Consider the following 19,663-nt stretch of genomic DNA (forward strand, 5'->3'; position numbering starts at 1 on the left):
CGGGCACTGCTGCTTGCACAATAGACCATCCCGGCCTGCCGCCCTATGGTCCCGCCCATGACGAACCCGGCCTCACAGCTCAAGCCCGGCGACCACCTCTTCCTGGTCGATGGCTCGAATTTCATCTTCCGCGCCTATTTCCAGTCGATCAACCAGGACCGGAAATACAATGCCCGCTCCGACGGGCTGCCGTCGGGCGCGGTCCGGTTGTTCGCGACGAAGCTGTTCCAGTTCGTGCGCGAGGGCGTGCTCGGGGTGAAGCCGACCCATCTCGCGATCGTCTTCGACAAGAGCGAGAACTCCTTCCGCAAGGAGATCTACCCGGCCTATAAGGGCAATCGCTCCGATCCGCCGCCGGACCTGATCCCGCAGTTCCCGCTGATGCGCGACGCCGTGCGCGCCTTCGGGCTGATCCCGGTCGAGCAGGACATCTACGAGGCCGACGACCTGATCGCGACCTATGCGCGCCAGGCGCGCGAGGCCGGCGCCGACGTTCTGATCGTCTCGGCCGACAAGGACCTGATGCAGCTCGTGCGGCCGGGCGTCGCGATGTACGATCCAGCCTCGGGCGACGCCAAGAAGGGCGCCGGATTCCGGCCGGAGCGGCGGATCGGCGAGCCCGAGGTGGTCGAATATTTCGGCGTCACACCGGACAAGGTCACAGACGTCCAGGCGCTCGCCGGCGATGCGACCGACAATGTCCCCGGCGCGCCCGGCATCGGCATCAAGACCGCGGCGCAGCTGATCGGCGAATATGGCGATCTCGAAACGCTGCTGAAGCGCGCCGGCGAGATCAAGCAGCCCAAGCGCCGGGAGACGCTGACCAACCCCGAAGTGGTCGAGAAGGTCCGCATCTCGCACAAGCTTGTCACGCTGGTTGAGGATGTGCCGGTCGAGACGCCGCTCGGCGATCTCACCCTGAACCAGCCCGATCCGGCCAAGCTGATCGCCTTCCTCAAGGCGATGGAGTTCACAACCATCACCAAGCGCGCGGCCGAGGCCTATGAGGCCGATGTCGGCGCGATCGATGCCGACCCTGACCTTGCTCCGGGCGGCGCTCGCGCTGCCGCGCTCAAGGCGCTCTACGCCGAGACGGATTTGCCAGCCGTGGGCGCGGCCGTCGCGGTCGCGAGCGATGGCGAGACGGCGGTCGCCGCCGCGGTCGAGGGCAAGACGGCCCCCGCTGCCGATGGCTGGCTGCGGCCGGCCGATCTCGCCGCCGCGCGCAAGGACGCGGCGCTCGCGGTCAAGATCGACCATGGCGCCTATGAGTGCGTCCGCACGCTCGCCGATCTCGCGCGCTGGATCGGCTGGGCCTACGAGGCCGGCTTCGTCGCGCTCGACACCGAGACCAACTCGCTCGACGTGATGCAGGCCGATCTGATCGGCATCTCGCTCGCGGTCGCGCCGGGCAAGGCCTGCTACATCCCGCTGCAGCATCGCGCCGGCGACGGGCTGTTCGATTCCGGCCTGCTCGAGGGCCAGATCCCGCTCGACCAGGCGCTGGCCGAGTTGAAGCCGCTGCTCGCCGATGCCGGCGTGCTCAAGATCGGCCAGAACCTCAAATACGACATCGCCGTGTTCAACCGGCACGGCGTCGAGGTCGGCCCGATCGACGACACCATGCTGATCTCCTATGCTCTCGACGCCGGCAATGGCGGACAGGGCATGGACCGGCTTTCCGAGATTCATCTCGGCCACACGCCGATCGCCTATTCGGAGGTCGCCGGCACCGGCAAGAGCCAGGTCACCTTCGACAAGGTGCCGCTCGACAAGGCGACTGCCTATGCCGCGGAGGATGCCGACGTCACCTTGCGGCTCTGGCTCGCGCTGAAGCCGCGGCTGGTGCCGGAGCGCAAGACCACGGTCTACGAGACGATGGAGCGCCCGCTCGTGCCGGTGCTGGTGCGGATGGAGCGGCGCGGCATCGCGATCGACCGGCAGATCCTGTCGCGCCTCTCGGGCGAGTTCGCCCAGTCGCTGGCGCGGCTGGAGGACGAGATCCACACGCTCGCCGGCGAAAAATTCACGATCGGCAGCCCGAAGCAGCTCGGCGACATCCTGTTCGGCAAGATGGGACTGCCCGGCGCCAAGAAGACCGCGACCGGGCAATGGGCGACCGGCGCCGGCGTGCTCGAGGAGCTCGCCGAGCAGGGCAACGAACTTCCCGCCCGCATCCTCGACTGGCGCCAGCTCGCCAAGCTGAAATCGACCTATACCGACTCGCTACCGACCTATGTGAACCCGCAGACCCACCGGGTCCATACCTCCTACGCCTTGGCTGCGACCACCACAGGCCGTCTCTCCTCCTCCGAGCCGAACCTGCAGAACATCCCGATCCGCACCGAGGCTGGCCGCAAGATCCGGACCGCCTTCGTCGCCGAGAAGGGCCACAAGCTGGTCTCGGCCGACTACAGCCAGATCGAATTGCGCATCCTCGCCCATATCGCCGATATCCCGCAGCTCAGGCAGGCCTTCGCGGATGGCGTCGACATCCATGCGATGACCGCGTCGGAGATGTTCGGCGTGCCGGTCGCGGGCATGCCGAGCGAGGTGCGCCGGCGCGCCAAGGCGATCAATTTCGGCATCATCTACGGCATCTCGGCGTTCGGCCTCGCCAACCAGCTCGGCATCTCGCGCGAGGAAGCCAGCGCCTATATCCGCAAGTACTTCGAGCGTTTCCCCGGCATCCGCGACTATATGGACCAGGCCCGTACGACGGTGCGCGCAAAGGGCGCGGTCGAGACGATCTTCGGCCGCGTCTGCCATTTCCCAGCGGTCACCTCGAAGAACCCGTCCGAGCGCGCCTTCGTCGAGCGCCAGGCGATCAACGCGCCGATCCAGGGCTCGGCCTCCGACATCATCCGCCGGGCGATGATCCGGATGGAGGACGCGCTCGCCGCGGCGAAGCTCGATGCGCGCATGCTGCTGCAGGTGCATGACGAATTGGTCTTCGAGGTGCCGGAGAGCCAGGTCGAAGCGGCGCTGCCGGTGATCCGCAAGGTCATGGTCGAGGCGCCGCAGCCTGCGGTCGCGCTCAAGGTGCCGCTCGTCGTCGACGCACGCGCAGCCGACAACTGGGACGAGGCGCACTAACCTTACGGCCGGGAACCGACCGAGTGCTGAGGCGTTGAGCTTTCCGCCATGCGCTTCGCATGGCATCGTTCATTGCCGGCAGCAAGGAGGCGTTTATGGCCGCAACCAGTTCCACCGCAAAGCGACAGGCCGCGGCCTCGGTCAAACGCGCCAAGGACGAAGTCGCCGATGCAGCCTCCGACACGGCCGAGCGCGCCCGCCGCGCTGGCCGCCGCGTCAAGGACGAAGCCGACGAGATCGAGGCCAGCCTCACCCGCGGTGCCGAGGACCTTGCAGCGACCGTCAGCGAAAAGCTGAGATCGGTCGGCGTCGATACCGACCGCATGGCCGCGGTCGCCCGCGAACAGGCCAGCGATCTGGAAGAGCTGATCATCCGCGAGATCCGCGAGCGGCCGCTGCGGGCGCTCAGCCTGGCGGCCGCGGTCGGGTTGTTCGTCGGCTTCCTCTCGGCGCGCTGAACCATGCTTGGGGGGCTGACCGGTCTGGTCACGCGCGAGGTCGGCGGCGTCGTGCGCCGCAACGTGACGGTTCTCGTGCTTTACCTGCTAGCAGGCGTACTGGCGGCCGGTGCTGTCGGCTACGCGCTCAATGCGCTGCACACGGTGCTGACGCTGTACTACGGGCCGATCACCGCCAGCCTGTCGATCGCCGGCGGGCTGCTCGCCGCGGCGCTGCTCATGATCGGCATCGCGCTCTATGTGAAGAGCCGGCCGCGTCCGAACCGACGCTTGGCCGCGGCCGTCGCCGCCGCACCGATCGCAGCTTCGCTGGTCGGAAATCGCAAGCTTGGCTGGCGCGCTGGGATCGTCGGTGGCGTCGTGCTGCTCGGCCTCATTCTTGGACGACAGTTCTCCCAGGGCGATGACGACACTGAAACGTAAGGCCAATACCGCCTAACCCAGCTGCTTTTTCCGGGGAGGTTCGCGCCGACTTGTCTTTTTACCTTGGGCGATCGGTTTCCACCGTCTATTCAAGGCGGCAATGAATGCCCAGCTGAAGCTTCGTCCACGCTGGCTGTTGCCGGGACTGCCCTTGCTGCTCGGTACGCGCCTTTATACCGCCTCCTCGGCGGCGATCGCGATTGGCGTGGTCATGGTCGCGGTGGTGATCGCCACCTGGATCAACATGCAGGCCGACGAAGCCTCGCGGCTGGTCTCGCGCTCGATCGACATCCGCGAACGCAGCGAACGCTTTCTCGGCAATTTGCTCGACGCGGAAACCGGGCAGCGCGGCTTCCTCCTGACCGGCGACGAACATTATCTCGAACCCTACAACGAACGGCGCACTGAACTCGTGCCGAGCCTCGATCTGATCGAAGGTCTCGTCGCAGCCAGCCCGACGCAGGTCGAGCGCGTGAAGCGCGCCCGTGCCATTACGGTGCGCAAGCTCGGCGAAATGGCCGAGACCGTTGCGCTGATGCGTGCCGGTCAGCGCAACGAAGCGATCAAGTTCATGGCGCAGGGGCCTGGCAACCGCCTCACCCAGGATCTGCGCGATATCGTCGGCGCAATCCAGCGGGACGAGAATCATCGCGTCACAACCAGCAGCCGCCGGGAAGCGCGCCGTCGCATCTTCGCCAGCATCGGCATCCTGATCGCGCTCGCCGGCCTGTGCTTCGTGGCCTGGCTGCAATTACGGGTCCGCTATCGGCGCGCGATCTCGCTGTCGAGCTCCAATGCCGAGCTGGAGCGGAAAGTCGCCGAGCGCACGCTTCAGCTCGAGAACGAGCGCTTGCGCATCGAGGCGCTGCTGCGCGACGTCAATCATCGCGTCGGCAACAATCTCGCAATGGTCTCAGCCCTGCTCAACGTCCAGAGCCGGCAGACGCGCGAGCCGGCGGTCAAGCAGGCACTAGCCCAGGCGCAATCGCGCATCCAGGCGATCGCTGCCGGCCAGCGCCGCCTACGGCTCGACATCGAGGCCGACGAGATCGAGGCGCGGCCCTATCTGGAGGATCTGCTGGCCGAGATCAGCAAAGCGGCCGAAGGGCGTCCAATCGAGATCGCCCTGGCGATGGATGCGATCCGCCTGCCGGGACGCGACGCGGTCTCCTTCGTCGTGGTGATCAACGAGCTGGTGACCAATGCGATCAAGCACGCCTTTCCCGATGGCGCCGCCGGCAAGATCACCATTCGTCTGGCGCGCACGCCCGACGAGAATCTTGTCCTGGCGATCGAGGATGACGGCATCGGCATGCCGATGGACCAGCAGACGGTCGGGCTGGGCAAGTCCGTGATCAACGCCCTGCTGCGCAGCATGCGGGCAAAGATGGAGGTCACGCCGCTGTCGCCTGATTCGGTGCGGCCCGGCACCCGCGTCGCCGTCACCTTCCCAAAACGGGAAAGGCCTCCGGAAGAGGAGGCAACGGAATAGGCCGCGCGTCAGCCCTTATTGACGACCTTCGAGACGAAGCGGCCGAGCTCGTCGGCCGAGAAGGGCTTGCGCACGAAGCGTACGTCGCGCAATTCGGGAGGTACCTCGCTCGGCGCGGATCCTGAGACGAACACCAGCGGTGTGCCCCTGGCACGCAGGCTCGCAGCGACGCCGAAAGTCTTGCCGCCCACGACATCGATATCGAGCAGGGCGCAGTCGAGCTGCTGATCGGCGGCGCGACGCGCCTGCGACACCGATTCGACCACGATCAACTCGGCATTGTCGCCGAGCTCCTCGCTCACGGCGCTCTCGATATCCATCGCAATGAAGGGGTCGTCCTCGACGATAAGGATCCGAATACCGGACATGAGCCCCAGATCACCTTCCAACTTCACGACACGCCCCAAGGTTACCCGTTCGTGAGACTGGTCAACGCCCGCTTGGTCGGCCTTGTTCCGTTCTGAGCGGGATTGTCCGCCTCAAACCTTTCGAATTCAATTCAAATTGGCCGCATATGGTTAGGAAAGCGTAAGCTAACGCCGATCAGCGCCGGCGTGGGGAGCGAATAAGGCTTAACTCGAAAGCGGTGACGCCGAGCGCGACATTGGCGCCGCGCTGCAAGGGCAGAGCCCGAGGCACCAGCCGAACATCGCCATCATGGCTGCCGGTCAATGCGACCTCGCCCGGCTTGCGGGCATAAGCGCCGGCGAGCACGCCGAGCGGAGCACGCGCATAGGGGCCGTAAACGCGCCAGGCGAGCAGGCTGCGGCCAACCGTTCTGGCGTCGAGGGCAAAGCCGCGAATCACGCCGGAATAGGTCTGCAGCGGCCCGCGCCGCGGCCGGAAGCGGCATTCGAGCGGCTTCTGGGTCGCGATGGACTGGGCGAGGCCAGCGCCGATCGTGCAGGTCAGGCGTCCGGCCGGCGCGCCGCTCTGCGCCAGGACGGGCGCAGCATGAAGGCTGGGTCCGGCCGCCAGGACGATCATTGCGATCAAACGTTTCATCACCTTCTCCTGCCCCGTTCTTCGACTGCCCGCCCGCCGAAGGCTGCGGTACCGCTTGCGCGGAACAGCCCTCGCCCCGCCCCGAAACCGCACCAAAGCGCCGCAATCGCTCCATAGTTCCCAAATAATCCGGAACCTCAATCCGGTGCTTGCGTTAACGGGAACGGAACAGTGGACGCGCAAATGCCAAAGCAAGGACGGACCGACCCGGTGCGTATCTTCCCAACCCCTACGCTGGCGCGCGATCTTCCACCATTCTGGGAGCTCGAAAAACTTATGCGCGAGGGGTTCGACCACGATTCGGCATTGGCCGAGCTTGCCCGCCGCCGCGAGAGCTGGTCGAGCGGAAGGCGCCCGCCGCCGGTCGTGGCACAGTCGGAACCGCCCGACAGCGCCTTCACGATCGCGTCATAGGGCATCGCTGACGTCATTGACAGAAGCGACTCGATGCCGCGCGGCGCTGCTGGATATCGACATGGAGATGATTGGCGTGGGCCGCGTCCGAGCCAGGACCGAGCACCGTCATGAACGCGCCGCAGGCTGATTGGCGCACCGCATCCAGAAACCGCGTCTGCTCCAGGCCATTGGGCCGCTCCACGGACACCGCCAGCCCACCCTCTTTCTCCTCGCCGAGTTGGAAGGCGAAGATATCGAGCGCCTGCCCCGTCGCGTGTTCGCTCATTGAGCCTTGTGTCTGACGATTGCGACGGCGGCACTCGTGCCCGCCTCCGACGCGCATCGCCGTAAGCTCGCGACCGAAAACGCCGCGCGCCAGGGGTTGGAGGCTCGTGTCCAGCCAGAGCGAGACCGCGCGCGCCGTTTCGCAACTCACCGTTGGTGGCGGCACCAGCCTGACCTGCCCCGGACCTGCAGGGGTGCGAACGGCCAACGCCGCGACGACCACAGGCTCAACCACCTGGCAGCCTTCCGGCTCCGGTTTCGCCAGAGGCGCCACCGGGCGAATCTCGTTCCCGGCCACACCCGCCAGACGCCGGAGGCAAGCGCTGCCCTCTATCACGGGCGCCGGCCTGTCCGCGGACGACGGAGCCGCCGGCGGCAGAGCGGGAGCCTGCAAGGAGGCCGGCCGGGGCGGGGGCAAGAGCGTCACCACCGACCCTGAGTCACGGCCCCGGGCCTCGCCGGCGCCAGCAAGCCCGATGGCAGCGATGACCGCTGCCCAGCAGCCTCGCTGAAGAGACTGGCGTGGCCGCATATCGTCAGCCGACAGCCGTGAACAGGACCGTCAGCGAGGCCGCGACGATCAGCGCCGCCAGCAGAGCCATGGACATGACCGATCTCCTTAGCATCGCCCGGGCCGGGGCAACGCGAGGGATGGCCGATTTGTTCCCGATCACCGCAACGCGGCGTCAGGCGGCCTTGCGCCCGGCTCGCCGGTCGAAGAATAGTGCCTGGCTGATCGCCGCCTTCACCGCTTCCGGCTGGAACGGCTTGGTGATCAGGAAGGCCGGCTCCGGCCGATCGCCGGTGAGCAGCCGCTCGGGGTAGGCGGTGATGAAGATCACCGGGACCTCGATCGCCTCGAGGATCTCGTTGACCGCCTCGAGGCCGGAGCTGCCATCGGCCAGCTGGATATCGGCGAGGACCAGGCCGGGGCGCTTCTTGGCGGCCAGCGCGATCGCCTCGCGATGCGTCCTGGCGACGCCGGTGACTTTGTGGCCGAGCTCCTCGACCATTGTCTCGATGTCGAGGGCGATGATCGGCTCGTCCTCGATGATCAGCACGTCGGTGGCGACCTGCTCGGCAATCTCCTGGCCGGCGGTCTGCACGAGGGCGGCTGCATCGCTGCTGGAGATGTTCATGATCTGCGCGACCTCCTCGATGGAGAAACCTTCGACCGTTCGCAGCAGGAAGGCCTGGCGCGAGCGCGGCGTCAGCGCATCGAGATTGCGCTCGGCGGCGGAGCGTTCCGCCTCCGGCGCCGAGGCCTGGGTGTTGAGCCCGACGGACGACCACATCTGCAAGAACAGGCGGTATAGACCGACCCGCGGGCCGAGCTCACGCGGGAAGGTACCGGGATCGGCGATCAGCGCCTCCAGCGTCGCGACGACATAGGCGTCTCCGCCAGCCTGGGTGCCACTCAATGCTCGGGCGAAACGGCGCAGATACGGCAAATGCGGCGCGATTTCGGTGGCGATCGACATGGTGCTATCCCCCACGAGCCGGGCCCGATCAGCTTTCGATGCACGCTGATCGGGTCGGGCTCCATCCAGAATTGAGAGACGGATCGACAGGATCCGACTCTGGCCAAAGTTGTCGGAGAAAAGCACCCAAGTCGCTGTTATGACAAGAAAATTATTTTTTGCCCCCGACGGAACCTTTTGCCGTCGGTCTCGTTATTGGGCCGAATGAAGGTGCGTTTCGGGCAGTCGCGCGTTAGCGTCTCGAGGAGCGCGCGACATGTGGTTGGTGTGACCGGCAAAATGGCGGCGCGCCGATGGAGCGAGGGATCATGAATCTGATGAATGCCGATCCGCCCGAAGCGGCACGAGCCGAACCGGACGACGAGATGGTGCTCGACCCGCGCGTGCAGGAGTCAATCGGCCGGTCCCTCAAGGCGCATTACGACGATCTCGTCAACGCGCCGGTCCCCGATCGCTTCTTGGTGCTGCTGGCCCAGCTCGAAGATACCGAACGACGGCTGAAGGCCGAGGGCGGTGCCGATGAGCGCGGTTGACTTCAAGGACGGGCTGATCGCCGAAATCCCGAACCTGCGCGCTTTCGCGGCGTCGCTGTCGGGCTCGATGCAGCTCGCCGACGATCTGGTTCAGGACACGCTGCTCAAGGCCTGGGGCAATGCCGACAAGTTCCAGCCCGGCACAAGCCTGCGCGCCTGGCTCTTCACCATCCTGCGCAACACCTATTACTCGCTCTACCGCAAGCGCGGGCGCGAGGTGCAGGACAGCGAAGGCACCTATGCCGACCGGCTCGCCACCCATGGCAACCAGGAGAGCCATCTCGACCTCGCCGATTTCCGTAAGGCCCTGGCGAAACTCCCGGAGGAGCAGCGCGAAGTGCTGATCATGGTTGGCGCCACTGGGCTCTCCTATGAGGAGACGGCCGAAATCTGCGGCGTCGCGATCGGCACGATCAAGAGCCGCGTCAACCGGGCGCGTTCCAAACTGGCGGAGCTTCTGTCCATTGGGGGCGTCGACGATCTCGGCCCCGATCGCAGGATCACCGCGGCCGTGCAGCGCGCCGGACCCGAAACTGTCGGCAGCTGATGGCTCTCTCGCTGTTCAGGACGGTCCGCGGACGCCTCCTGGCACTGATGATCGCGATCGTACTGCCGATCGCCTGCCTCACGGCGGCGGCGGCGGTCGCGACCTATCGCACCGTCTTCGAGGCGATCGAGACCGCGCAGATGCGCGCGGCCGACGACTTCGCCGTGCGCACCCGAGTCTGGTATCGCGGCGCGTTGCGCTCGCTGGTCATCGGCGCCGCGACGATCCGGGCGGTGTCTCCGCCGCCCGATGCCTGCGGCCGGATCGCCGAGAAGGCGCTCGCTTCAGTCTCGAGCTACGAGGCGTTTCAACTGCGGGTTTCCGGGCGGCCCGATTGTATCGGCGGCATCGACGCCAGCATTCCGCCCGGCGAACTCGCCGCGGTGGCTAGCCGGCTCGCGGGGCGCGCTCCGATCAAGCTCTGGGTCGGCACGGAATTCACCAATGCCCGCTACGATCAGGTGACGATCGCCCGCCGCTCCTATCTGGCCATCTACAGCGAGTTCGACGAGGGAGACGCGCTTCTGCTCACCAAGCCGGACCCGCTCGACGATACCTTCGACCTCGGCAGCAGCGACAAGGGCATGATGGCGGCGCTGCTCCGAAGGGGCGGCGATGTGGTCGTTGCGCGCGGCGGCGCGCAGTCAGACCAATCTTGGCTCCCGCAGGCTGAGATCGTGCCCACGGAGACGGCGCACTGGAGTGCCCAGAGCCGGGCCGGGCCGAGCCGGACCTATGCCGCCCGCATGGTGGCGGAACCCGATCTCTACGTCGTGGTCAGCTTCGACGGAACCGCGGAACAGGCCGCAAAGGCCCAGTTCTATGCGCTCTTGCTCGCACCGCTGCTGACACTGGCCCTGCTCGGTCTCGTCTATATGAAGGCGATCGATCAGCAGTGCGTGCGTTGGCTGCGCAGCATCGAGACAACCGCGCGGGCACGGTCGAGTTCGGCCAGCGCTCATGTCCCCCTCACCGAGGAGATGCCACGCGACATCCGCAGCGTCGCCGAAGCCTTCAACGCGATGGTCGACGAGCAGGAGGTGCGCCAGAGCAAGCTGAGGGTCGCGCTCGACGACAACCGTTTCCTGGTTCGCGAGCTGCACCACCGGGTCAAGAACAGCCTGCAGGTCGTGCAGAGCTATATCGGCCTCGCCAAGCGCGACCGCCAGGGCGAGGCGCGTATGGCGCTGTCCGACGCCGAATGCCGCGTGCACGTCCTCTCCGCCGCCTATCGCTTCACCCTCGCCGACGGCGAAATGCAGCCAGTGCGGATCGACCTGTTCCTCGAGGATGTCGTGGCGATGGTCTCGAGCCTGATCCTGACCCGGACGCAGCGCCTGGAGAGCCGCATCGAGACACAAGCCGAGCTGCCGATCGACCGGATCATCCCGCTCGGCTTCCTGATCGTCGATGTCGTCAGCCGGGCGTTGCGCGCAGCTCCTGGCATCGGCCTCGAGCTCGCCGTCACGGATGCCGGCGAGGGCATCATCGACATCGCGATCACGGCGGATCGTGCCACCACCCAGCTCGCACCGCCGCGACTGTTTGCAGGATTGCTGATGCAGATCGAAGCGGTCGAAGTCAGCTCGCCGCAGGGCCGCAGCCTCGGCGTCTGGCGCCTCAGCCATGGCCTTCCGCGCAAGGGGGCCGAGGCTCAGCCCAGTCCTTCGGCCGGTGTGATCTCGACGCCGACGCCGAGCCCGACGAATGCGCCGGCGGGGCCGATATAGGAGCCCGAGACCGGCGAGGCGTCCTCGGGCACCCGCGCGACCGCGACGCGCAGCAATTGACGGTCGGCGACAAGATTGTTGGTCGGATCGAACTCGACCCAACCGTCATTGGGAATGAAGACCTCAGCCCAGGCATGGGTCAGTCCAACGACGGATGTGATGCCACCGGCCTCCAGGGAACGGTCGTGGATGTAGCCGGTGACGAAACGCGCAGCGAAGCCGAGCCGGCGCGCCAGCTCGATGAAGAGCCAGGCGTAGTCGCGGCAGGAGCCTGTCCCCATCTGCAAGGTGTCGAGCGGGTGCTGGGTGCCCTCGTCATAGCGGACGGCATAGCTCAGGCCGTTGCTGATCTCGCGCGCCAGAGCCCGCAGGAGATGGCCGCCGTTCAGCCGCGCCCTGAACTCCTGCAGCCAGGCGTCGAGCGCCCCGCCCGTATCGGCCGCGGCGAGGTCGAGATAGGGCTGCAGCACGGCGCGCTCCGCCGGCGTATAGCTGATCTCGGAACTCTCGATGTCGGGCTCGACCCGCGTGCGCGGCAGCGCCGAGCCGAAGCGCTGGACAGTGAGTTCACTGACGATGTCGAGCGTGTCCGACGTGCCGGCGAAGGTCGCCATGGCGACCGGATTGCCATAGGCATCGTGCATCCAGCGCAGATTGGCCCGGGGTGAGATCGTGATCGCCGTGTTGATCACGCGCAGATCGAAGGAATCGCGCGGGCGCAGCATCAGCCGGTGCGGACCGAAGTGCACCGGCAGGGCGTAGCGATAGGTCGTCGCGTGTCGGATGCGCAGATACATCGTCGTCCCAAGCCAGCCTCGTCGGTCGTCACGGCAAAAAGCCGCCTCGCGGCGGCCTTGCTGATCGGACAGATGTAATACGCGCGAAAGACGGTCAGGTTCCCGGCCCCGCCCAGCTCAGCGCAGGACCGTGTTGCCCCTCAGGCTGGCCTCGCGCTGCGAGGTCGGCACCACGCGGTGAGCGAGATCGCGGCGCATCTCGGCCGGGTTGACCGCTGCGAACTGGACATCGACCGGCGCGCCGCGCTGGAGCTTCGCCTGGGCGACGGCTTCCGAACTCTCGCCGACGCCGTTCTGGAAGGAAGCACCCATGGTCAGCGCGGTCACGACAAGCGCCATGCCGCCGAAGAAGGTGGCAGCGCGCTTGAAGGGGGCAAGGCTGGCGGTCGTCATCTTCGCTCTCCCGGTTCGTGTGATCGCTCTTGAAAGGCGGAACGGCTCTTCAACCCGTCTGGCCAGGGATTGTTCCGGTTTGCAGGGAAATCGCTGCGTTCCCGATCTTTTTCAGGCAGCCGAGCGATCATTGGCGGCCTCTCGGCGGAGGAGCAGGCGCCAGAGCGACCGAGTCAGGCGCTTCGATGTCAAGTGCGCGCCGGCCTCGCGCTTCTCGAAGGTGATCTTGCGCTCGTGGAAATCCTCGAGGCCCGGTCGATGACCCACACTGATGATCGTCGCATAGGAGAGCTCGCTCTCGATCAGCCCGAGCAGAGAGTCCTGGCTGGCCTCGTCCAGCGCCGAGGTCGCCTCGTCCATGATGATGATGTCCGGCTTCTGGATGAGCAGCCGCGCGAAGGCGACGCGCTGGCGCTCGCCGCCGGAGAGGGTCTGGTCCCAGCGCTCCTCCTCATCGAGCCGTTCGCCGAGCGAGGCGAGGCCGCAGCGCTTCAGCGCGCCCCTGACGGCCTCGTCGTCGACGCGGCTCTCGGCTTCCGGATAGAGCAGCACGTCGCGCAGCGTGCCGATCGGCAGATAGGGCTTCTGCGGCACGAAGGCGATGCGCTTGCCCGGCGGCAGCTTGATCGAGCCCGCACCCCAGGGCCAGAGGCCTGCGATCGCACGGATCAGGGTGCTCTTGCCCGAGCCGCTCTCGCCGGCGATCAGCACCTTTTCGCCGGCCGAGATCACGATCGACGCGTCAGCGATGACGATTCGCCCATTGAGGTGGGCGATCGAGAGATCGGCGATATGGATGCTGTCGTCCTCGCTCTTGCCGAGCTCGATGCGCGTCTCTCCTTCCATGATGGTCCCGACATCGAGCGCCTCCAGCGCTTCCGCCAGCTCGTCGACGCGCCGCACCGAGGCGAACCACTCTGCCAGCCGGACGAAGTTGTCGACGAACCAGATCAGCGCCGCCTGCACCGCGCTGAAGGCCGCGACGACCTGCATCACCGCACCCAAGGTGATCTCGCCGGAGAGATATTTGGGCGCGATCAGCAGCAGCGGCACGATCGGGAACAGCGCGCCATTGGTGTTGAGCACGATGGCGATGACGCCCTGCTGCCGGATCACCTTCAGCCAAGCGGCGACGACTCGGCCATAATTCTCGCCGACCGAATCACGCTCGTCGGCATCGCCCTTGATCAGGGCGATGCTCTCGGCATTCTCCCGCAACCGCGTCATCTCGGCGCGGAACTGCGCCTCGGCCTCGTTTTTGGCGGCGATGCGGGGCACGAGCGGCCGGCCGGCGAAATAGGCTGCGAGCGAGGCAACGACCGCATAGACGATCGCGGCGAGCGCCATGTAGCTGGGGATCACGATCTCGGTGCCGCCGAGGGTAAAACGCGCCGCTCCTGCGACCTGCCAGAGGATCGCGGCGAAGGTCACGGCCGTGACGAAGGCGCTGAGCAGCCCGATCGCGAACTCGACCAAGGGCTCGATGGCGAGGCGGACATCCTCGGCGATGCGGTATTCGGGCGCGCTCTGCTCCCGCGCGACGAACTGCATCCGGTAATAGCGCTGGTCGGCGATCCACCAGCCGGCGAGACGATGCGTCAGCCATTCCCGCCAGCGCATCTGCAGCAGCATCCGGCTGATCACCAGGCAGGACAACGACGCCGCCGATGCGGCGACGATCAGCGGCAGCCAGCCGACCACCGCCCAGATCTTGTCGAGATCGCGCTTCTCCAGCGCGTCGAAGAAGAGCCGGTTCCAGCTGTTGACACCAACGGCGGCGCCGAGTTGGGCCGCGACGAAGAGCAGGACCGCAAGGGTCAGCCCCCAGGCGCGCAACCGGCTTTCGCCCGTCCAGAAGCGCAGGGCCACGCGAAAGAACTGGCGCAGGCGCGAACGCCGCAACCCGGAGGCGTGTGATTTCATGCGGCGGCCTCCAGAGCCTACTGCTATGGCCAAGGGAGCGAGATTGCTAAGCGGCAAGTTTCGCGCCACAGAGAAAACGCAAGCATTCGCCGCGAGTTCCGGGCGAGTGAAGGAGTCATGCGTGATCGTTTCGTCGAGCAATCACCGCAATCATCGCAGCCCGTCCTGCCTTGCCTGCCCCTTGCGCCTGATGCCGGCGTTCAAGGACAAATCCGACGAGGAGATCCGTTTCATCCAGGGGATGAAGCTCGACCACCGGCAATTGCCGGCCGGAAGCGACATCATCCATCCCGGCCAGGAGGATGCCGAGCTCTACACGCTCTTCTCCGGCTGGGCGTTCCGCTACAAGTCCCTGCCCGACGGACGCCGCCAGATCCTCAACTTCCTCCTGCCGGGCGATCTCGTCGGCCTGCAGGCCTCGCTGCTCAGCGCGGCCCAGCACGGCATCGAGGCGCTCACCGAGGTCGAACTCTGCGTCTTCCCGCGGCGGCGCACCTACGAACTGTTCGGGCGGATGCCGGCGCTGGCCTATGAGCTCGCCTGGCTCGGCTCGCGCGAGGAAAGCCTGATCGACGAGAACCTGACCTCGGTCGGCCAGCGCAACGCGCAGGAGCGGATCGCGGCGCTGCTGATCTCGCTCTATCGCAGGGCCGATGCGCTCGGCCTCGTTGTCGGGAACAGCTTCGCCTTCCCGCTGACGCAGCAGCAGCTCGCCGACGCCCTCGGCCTCTCGCTGGTCCACACCAGCAAGACCTGGACCCGCCTGCGCAAGGCCGGGATGTTCTCGCTGGAACGCGGGCGCCTGACCATCCACAATCCGCGCCTGACCGAACGCATGGCGCTGCTGTTCGAGAGCGAATTGCATCCGCGCCCACTGATCTGAACGACAACGCAGCCGCGCTCGCAAGAAATCGCTGGATTCGGCCCGCTCTTGACCCCATATGACAGCGGCGTAACGTCACGGCATTGTCATGTCGCTCCGGTGCGGGCTTTCCGCCTGGCCGCTTCGAGGTTCTGGATGGCCCATTCCGCTTCCGGTCAGCGCTTGCGCGCCATTCGCTTCGGGCGCTCCTCCGTCGCGGCGCGGCTGGAGCATGAGGTGCGCCTGACGGCGGCCGACTTCGCCGACAGTGTGGCGGAAGCGCGGCTTCGCGTCGCGGCGGCGCGCTACAAGGTCGAGGACGAGGTCCGCAACACCGCCGGCAAGCTGAAATCGCATGTGCGCAAGGCGGCCGACGAAGCCAAGGCCCGCTTCGGCGACGATGCCCGCTTCCTCAAGTCCTGGATCGATTCGCCCGGGCGCACCGGCGCGGTCGCGCCGTCGAGCCCGTTCCTGGCCAGGCGCATGGCCTCCTATGTCGATCCGCAGGCGGAAGGGCCGGTGGTCGAGATCGGCCCCGGCACCGGGCCGGTCACCGAGGCGCTGATCGAGCGCGGCGTCGACGAAGGCCGCTTGATCCTGGTCGAGTACAGCCCGGAATTCTGCGAGCTGCTGCGCCGCCGCTTTCCACGCGCCACCGTCATCGAGGGCGATGCTTATGCCCTCTCGACCACGCTCTCCGGGCACCTCACGGAGAAGGCGAGCGCGGTCGTATCCTCGCTGCCGCTGTTCAACAAGCCTCCGGCCGAGCGTACCGAATTGGTGCGGGACGCCTTCGCCAAGGTGCTCAAGCCCGGCGCGCCCTTCATCCAGTTCACCTATGCGGTGATCTCACCGGTGCCACGCAAGGGCTCCGGCCTCAAGGCGCAGGTCTCCGACTGGGTGCTGCGCAACATCCCGCCGGCCCGCGTCTGGGTCTATCGCCGCGCCAAGCCGTGACGCGGGCTTGACGGCAAGCCTGCATCTCTCCGACATCGCGATATGAGAAGGCCGGGCTGCTCGCCGGCCGCGCTGTCGGAGTGACCATGCCCAAAATCCTCGTCTTCGCCGGCTCCTGGCGCCCGGGCTCGATGAACACAAGGCTCGCGACCCTGATCGCCGGGAATCTCCAGGCGGCGGGGGCCGAGGTGACGCAGATATCGCTCGGCGACTACCCGCTGCCGCTGATCGACGCGCGTGCCTATGACAACGAGCCCCCCGCCGAGGCCAAGGCGCTGGCGGCGCTGGTCGACGCGCATGACGGGCTGTTCATCGCCAGCCCCGAATACAATTCCGGCTATCCGCCGGCGCTGAAGAACGCGCTCGACTGGATCAGCATCGTCCGCAAGGGTGGGCCGGGCCTGCGCGAGAAGGTCGTCGCGATCGGCGGCGCCTCGGCCGGCAGCCTCGGCACCTATCGCTGCCTGACGCAGTTGCGGACCGTGCTGGAGCTCGGCTTCGGCGCGCTGCTGGTTCCGGAGATGCTGGCGGTCGCGGGCGCCGACAAGGCCTATGGCGAAGACGGCGACTTCACCGACAAGCGCCTCAGGGGCCTGCGCGACAAGATGGTGGCGCGGCTGGTGAAGGTGGCGGGGCTGAAGCCGTGACGGTACCCGTCATTGCGAGCGTCAGCGAAGCAATCGAGAAGGTCTCGCTCTACGCGCCCCGGGAATGCTTCGTCGCTCCGCTCCTCGCAATGACGGAAGCGCCGACTCATTCAAGCCCGCACGGCCCGCTCGCCGGCGACAGGCGCCAGAGGCCGTCGTCAGGCTTTGCGGGAATGCGGACGGCGCCATCTGCGATCTCCTCGGCGTCGTAAGGATTGGGATTGGCGATGATGCCGCCATTGCGGATATCGAGCGCCCCGTTCGGGCCGCGCTCGATCCGCCAGCTGCCGGCCTCCCATTCCGGCACGCAGCGCAAGCTCTGACCGGCCGCCTTGCAGATTCCGCCGAGCTGGTAGTCGAAGCTCTGACCGGCCTTCACGCGCTGGCGCAGGTTCAGATAGAGCGCGACGTAGAAGCCGCCCTGCCCGGTTTCGGACCAGTTCTGCGGCAGATGCACCAGCCGAATCCGTGCGACCTGCTGTCGGGGATGGCTGGCGAGATGTTTGGCGTCATAGGTCCGCTCCCAGCAGGCGGCCCGCGCCGGCGGTAGCTCGCGCTCGAGCGGCCTGGCTTGCACAAAGGCGGCGAGGCAGCAGATGGCGGCAGTCAGGGGCAGGCGCATCATGGCTCTCCTTGCCGGATTGCCGCAACGTGAGGCACGGCCCGCGGCCGATCAAGCCGGCTTGCGCGAACCGGGGATGGAATCGCGCGATGACTGGCCATCGCGCACCGAATCCGGCACATCCGCCTGATGTCGTCGCCCCGCGAATCAGAAGCCCGCGCGATCCTGAAGTCGGTCTTCGGCTATGATGATTTCCGCCCCGGGCAATGGGAGGTGATCGAGACCGCTCTGGCCGGCCGCGACGTCTTCGCGGTGATGCCGACCGGCTCGGGCAAGTCGATGTGCTACCAGCTCCCGGCGCTGGTCGCCGGCGGCCTGACACTGGTGGTCTCGCCCTTGATCGCGCTGATGCGCGACCAGGTCGGCCAACTGGTGCGGGCCGGCGTCTCCGCCGCCTCGCTCAACTCGATGAACAGCGAGGCCGAGGCGGCTCAGGCCTGGGACAAGCTCAATTCCGGCGAGCTGCGCCTGCTCTTCGTCTCGCCGGAGCGATTGGCCGGAGAGGGCCTCGTCACCCGCCTGCGCCGGCTCGGCGTCACCCGGCTCGCCATCGACGAAGCGCATTGCGTCTCGCAATGGGGTCATGACTTCCGGCCGGAATACCGGTTGCTCTCGAAGGTGCGCGAGGCGCTCGGCGACGTGCCGGTGACGGCGCTGACCGCGACCGCCGACCGCCAGACCCAGGCCGACATCGCCCAGCAGCTTTTCCCGCAGCCGCCGAAGCTGGTGATCCATTCCTTCGACAGGCCGAACCTGAAGCTTTCCTTCGCGCCTAAGGAGCAGCCGCGCCGGCAGATCGACGATTTCCTGAAAGTCCATCGTGGCGGCTCGGGCATCGTCTACTGCTCCTCGCGCGGCCGGACCGAAAGGCTGGCGCAGGGCCTGAGCGAGAAGGGCTGGAAGGCCTATCCCTACCATGCCGGACTGGAGCAGACGGAACGCAACCGAAATCAGGACATCTTCCTGCAGGAGGACGGCGTCGTCGTCTGCGCCACCATCGCCTTCGGCATGGGCATCAACAAGCCGGATGTCCGCTTCGTCGTCCATGCCGACATGCCGGGCTCGATCGAGGCCTACTACCAGGAGATCGGCCGCGCCGGGCGCGACGGGCTGCCGGCGGACACGCTGACGCTCTACGGCGTCGACGACATGGCGCTGCGCCGCCGCCAGATCGACGAGAAGCAGATCGACGACCAACGCCGCAGGATCGAGCACAAGCGCCTCAATGCGATGATCGATCTCTGCGAATCAGCGCTGTGCCGGCGCTCGGCGCTGCTCTCCTATTTCGGCGAACAGGTGCCACCCTGCCGGCATGGCGAGGCGCAGTTCCGCTGCGATCTCTGCGGCCCCGCCGCGCCCGAACTCTCGGACGCCACCCTCGATGCGCGCAAACTGCTCTCGGCGGTGATCCGCTCCGGCCAGCGCTACGGCGCCGGCCATCTCGCGGATATCCTCACCGGCACGGCGACCGAGGCGATCCGGCGCCAGAACCATGACGGGCTGAAGACCTTCGGCGTCGGCGTCGACAAGCCGAAGGGCGCCTGGATGGCGCTGACCCGCAAGCTCTTCGCCGCCGGTGCGCTGGCCGAGGCCAGCGTCGAGCATGGCGGCTTTTGCCTGACGGAGAAGGGCGAGGACATCCTGTTCGGCCGCGAGCCGATCGCCTTGCGGGTCGATCCGCTCGCCGAGCGGCGCTCGCGCCGCGGCCAGCGCGAGGCGGCGCGAGCCGACGGGCTCGACGGTGACACCGCAGCGCTGTTCGAGCATCTGCGCCAGCTGCGCCTGACCATCGCGCGCGAGGAAGGCGTCGCCGCCTATATCATCTTCACCGACCGGACGCTGATCGCGATGGCGCGCGAGCGCCCGCTCGGCCTCGATCAGATGCGCGCGATCGAAGGTGTCGGCGAGCGCAAGCTCGCCCAGTACGGCGAGATTTTCCTCGATGCGATCGCGACATTCCCTGGCTAAATCCTGTTCTCTCGCGTACGCGTGCGTGCGCACGTGAAAAAGCCATCC

Annotated in this window: 19 protein-coding genes; 11 read left to right on the forward strand and 8 right to left on the reverse strand. The window is 67.0% G+C overall.

The window, feature by feature from the left end; translation table 11 throughout:
* Positions 1-57 precede the first annotated feature (57 nt).
* The 4 genes from polA to ACFPOB_RS13810 all read left to right on the forward strand — a co-directional run bounded on the left by polA (position 58) and on the right by ACFPOB_RS13810 (position 5,469).
* Positions 58-3,096, forward strand: coding sequence for a DNA polymerase I (polA, locus tag ACFPOB_RS13795; protein ID WP_377799039.1), 3,039 nt, complete (start codon positions 58-60; stop codon positions 3,094-3,096).
* A 95-nt stretch (positions 3,097-3,191) separates the two neighbouring features.
* Positions 3,192-3,554, forward strand: a complete 363-nt coding sequence (locus ACFPOB_RS13800; protein WP_377799040.1) for a hypothetical protein — start codon at positions 3,192-3,194, stop codon at positions 3,552-3,554.
* 3 nt (positions 3,555-3,557) lie between these two features.
* Entirely contained in the window at positions 3,558-3,977 is a 420-nt protein-coding gene (locus ACFPOB_RS13805; protein ID WP_377799041.1) for a hypothetical protein, read from the forward strand.
* A 100-nt stretch (positions 3,978-4,077) separates the two neighbouring features.
* Entirely contained in the window at positions 4,078-5,469 is a 1,392-nt protein-coding gene (locus ACFPOB_RS13810; protein WP_377799042.1) for a sensor histidine kinase, read from the forward strand.
* A gap of 8 nt (positions 5,470-5,477) precedes the next feature.
* Here the strand turns inward: ACFPOB_RS13810 and ACFPOB_RS13815 are convergent, their stop codons facing one another.
* The 4 genes from ACFPOB_RS13815 to ACFPOB_RS13830 all read right to left on the reverse strand — a co-directional run bounded on the left by ACFPOB_RS13815 (position 5,478) and on the right by ACFPOB_RS13830 (position 8,636).
* Positions 5,478-5,837 (reverse strand): response regulator, encoded by a 360-nt coding sequence (locus tag ACFPOB_RS13815; protein WP_377799043.1) that lies wholly within the window; start codon positions 5,835-5,837, stop codon positions 5,478-5,480.
* 175 nt (positions 5,838-6,012) lie between these two features.
* On the reverse strand, positions 6,013-6,474 hold the full coding sequence (locus ACFPOB_RS13820; protein WP_377799044.1) for a DUF992 domain-containing protein: 462 nt from the start codon (positions 6,472-6,474) through the stop codon (positions 6,013-6,015).
* A 427-nt stretch (positions 6,475-6,901) separates the two neighbouring features.
* Complete coding sequence (locus ACFPOB_RS13825) at positions 6,902-7,687, reverse strand: extensin-like domain-containing protein (RefSeq protein WP_377799045.1); 786 nt, start codon at positions 7,685-7,687, stop codon at positions 6,902-6,904.
* Positions 7,688-7,841: 154 nt separating this feature from the next.
* On the reverse strand, positions 7,842-8,636 hold the full coding sequence (locus tag ACFPOB_RS13830; RefSeq protein ID WP_377799046.1) for a response regulator: 795 nt from the start codon (positions 8,634-8,636) through the stop codon (positions 7,842-7,844).
* Positions 8,637-8,953: 317 nt separating this feature from the next.
* Between ACFPOB_RS13830 and ACFPOB_RS13835 the strand changes: the two genes are divergently transcribed.
* From ACFPOB_RS13835 to ACFPOB_RS13845, 3 genes are read left to right on the forward strand one after another with little or no spacing between them, the layout of a single operon-like run.
* Positions 8,954-9,169 (forward strand): NepR family anti-sigma factor, encoded by a 216-nt coding sequence (locus tag ACFPOB_RS13835; RefSeq protein ID WP_377799047.1) that lies wholly within the window; start codon positions 8,954-8,956, stop codon positions 9,167-9,169.
* Positions 9,156-9,716, forward strand: a complete 561-nt coding sequence (locus ACFPOB_RS13840) for a sigma-70 family RNA polymerase sigma factor (RefSeq protein ID WP_092157951.1) — start codon at positions 9,156-9,158, stop codon at positions 9,714-9,716. The genes ACFPOB_RS13835 and ACFPOB_RS13840 overlap by 14 nt, the downstream gene beginning before the upstream one ends.
* Positions 9,716-11,446, forward strand: a complete 1,731-nt coding sequence (locus ACFPOB_RS13845) for a sensor histidine kinase (protein ID WP_377799048.1) — start codon at positions 9,716-9,718, stop codon at positions 11,444-11,446. The genes ACFPOB_RS13840 and ACFPOB_RS13845 overlap by 1 nt, the downstream gene beginning before the upstream one ends.
* Here the strand turns inward: ACFPOB_RS13845 and ACFPOB_RS13850 are convergent.
* From ACFPOB_RS13850 to ACFPOB_RS13860, 3 genes are all read right to left on the reverse strand, one after another.
* Positions 11,371-12,243 carry a transglutaminase family protein gene (locus ACFPOB_RS13850; RefSeq protein ID WP_377799049.1) on the reverse strand — a complete coding sequence of 291 codons (873 nt, stop codon included), beginning with the start codon at positions 12,241-12,243 and terminating at the stop codon, positions 11,371-11,373. The genes ACFPOB_RS13845 and ACFPOB_RS13850 overlap by 76 nt on opposite strands.
* 117 nt (positions 12,244-12,360) lie before the next feature.
* On the reverse strand, positions 12,361-12,636 hold the full coding sequence (locus ACFPOB_RS13855) for a hypothetical protein (protein WP_092157945.1): 276 nt from the start codon (positions 12,634-12,636) through the stop codon (positions 12,361-12,363).
* A gap of 111 nt (positions 12,637-12,747) precedes the next feature.
* Positions 12,748-14,559, reverse strand: coding sequence for an ABC transporter ATP-binding protein/permease (locus ACFPOB_RS13860; RefSeq protein ID WP_377799050.1), 1,812 nt, complete (start codon positions 14,557-14,559; stop codon positions 12,748-12,750).
* Between the two features lie 121 nt (positions 14,560-14,680).
* Between ACFPOB_RS13860 and ACFPOB_RS13865 the strand changes: the two genes are divergently transcribed.
* From ACFPOB_RS13865 to ACFPOB_RS13875, 3 genes are all read left to right on the forward strand, one after another.
* Positions 14,681-15,442 (forward strand): Crp/Fnr family transcriptional regulator, encoded by a 762-nt coding sequence (locus ACFPOB_RS13865; RefSeq protein WP_377799051.1) that lies wholly within the window; start codon positions 14,681-14,683, stop codon positions 15,440-15,442.
* 135 nt (positions 15,443-15,577) lie between these two features.
* The gene (locus ACFPOB_RS13870; protein ID WP_377799052.1) at positions 15,578-16,378 is read left to right on the forward strand and encodes a class I SAM-dependent methyltransferase; all 801 of its coding nucleotides are present in this window, start codon (positions 15,578-15,580) and stop codon (positions 16,376-16,378) included.
* An 86-nt stretch (positions 16,379-16,464) separates the two neighbouring features.
* Positions 16,465-17,025, forward strand: a complete 561-nt coding sequence (locus tag ACFPOB_RS13875) for an NADPH-dependent FMN reductase (RefSeq protein WP_377799053.1) — start codon at positions 16,465-16,467, stop codon at positions 17,023-17,025.
* Positions 17,026-17,131: 106 nt separating this feature from the next.
* Here ACFPOB_RS13875 and ACFPOB_RS13880 read toward each other — a convergent pair whose 3' ends face one another.
* Positions 17,132-17,647: a hypothetical protein gene (locus tag ACFPOB_RS13880; RefSeq protein ID WP_377799054.1), complete on the reverse strand. Its 516-nt coding sequence runs from the start codon at positions 17,645-17,647 to the stop codon at positions 17,132-17,134.
* 129 nt (positions 17,648-17,776) lie between these two features.
* Here ACFPOB_RS13880 and recQ point away from each other — a divergent pair, with 129 nt between their 5' ends.
* The gene (gene recQ, locus ACFPOB_RS13885) at positions 17,777-19,615 is read left to right on the forward strand and encodes a DNA helicase RecQ (RefSeq protein WP_377799055.1); all 1,839 of its coding nucleotides are present in this window, start codon (positions 17,777-17,779) and stop codon (positions 19,613-19,615) included.
* Positions 19,616-19,663 lie beyond the last annotated feature (48 nt).

It is taken from the genome of Allobosea eneae (assembly GCF_042657265.1).
In the GTDB taxonomy this organism is placed as follows: domain Bacteria; phylum Pseudomonadota; class Alphaproteobacteria; order Rhizobiales; family Beijerinckiaceae; genus Allobosea; species Allobosea eneae.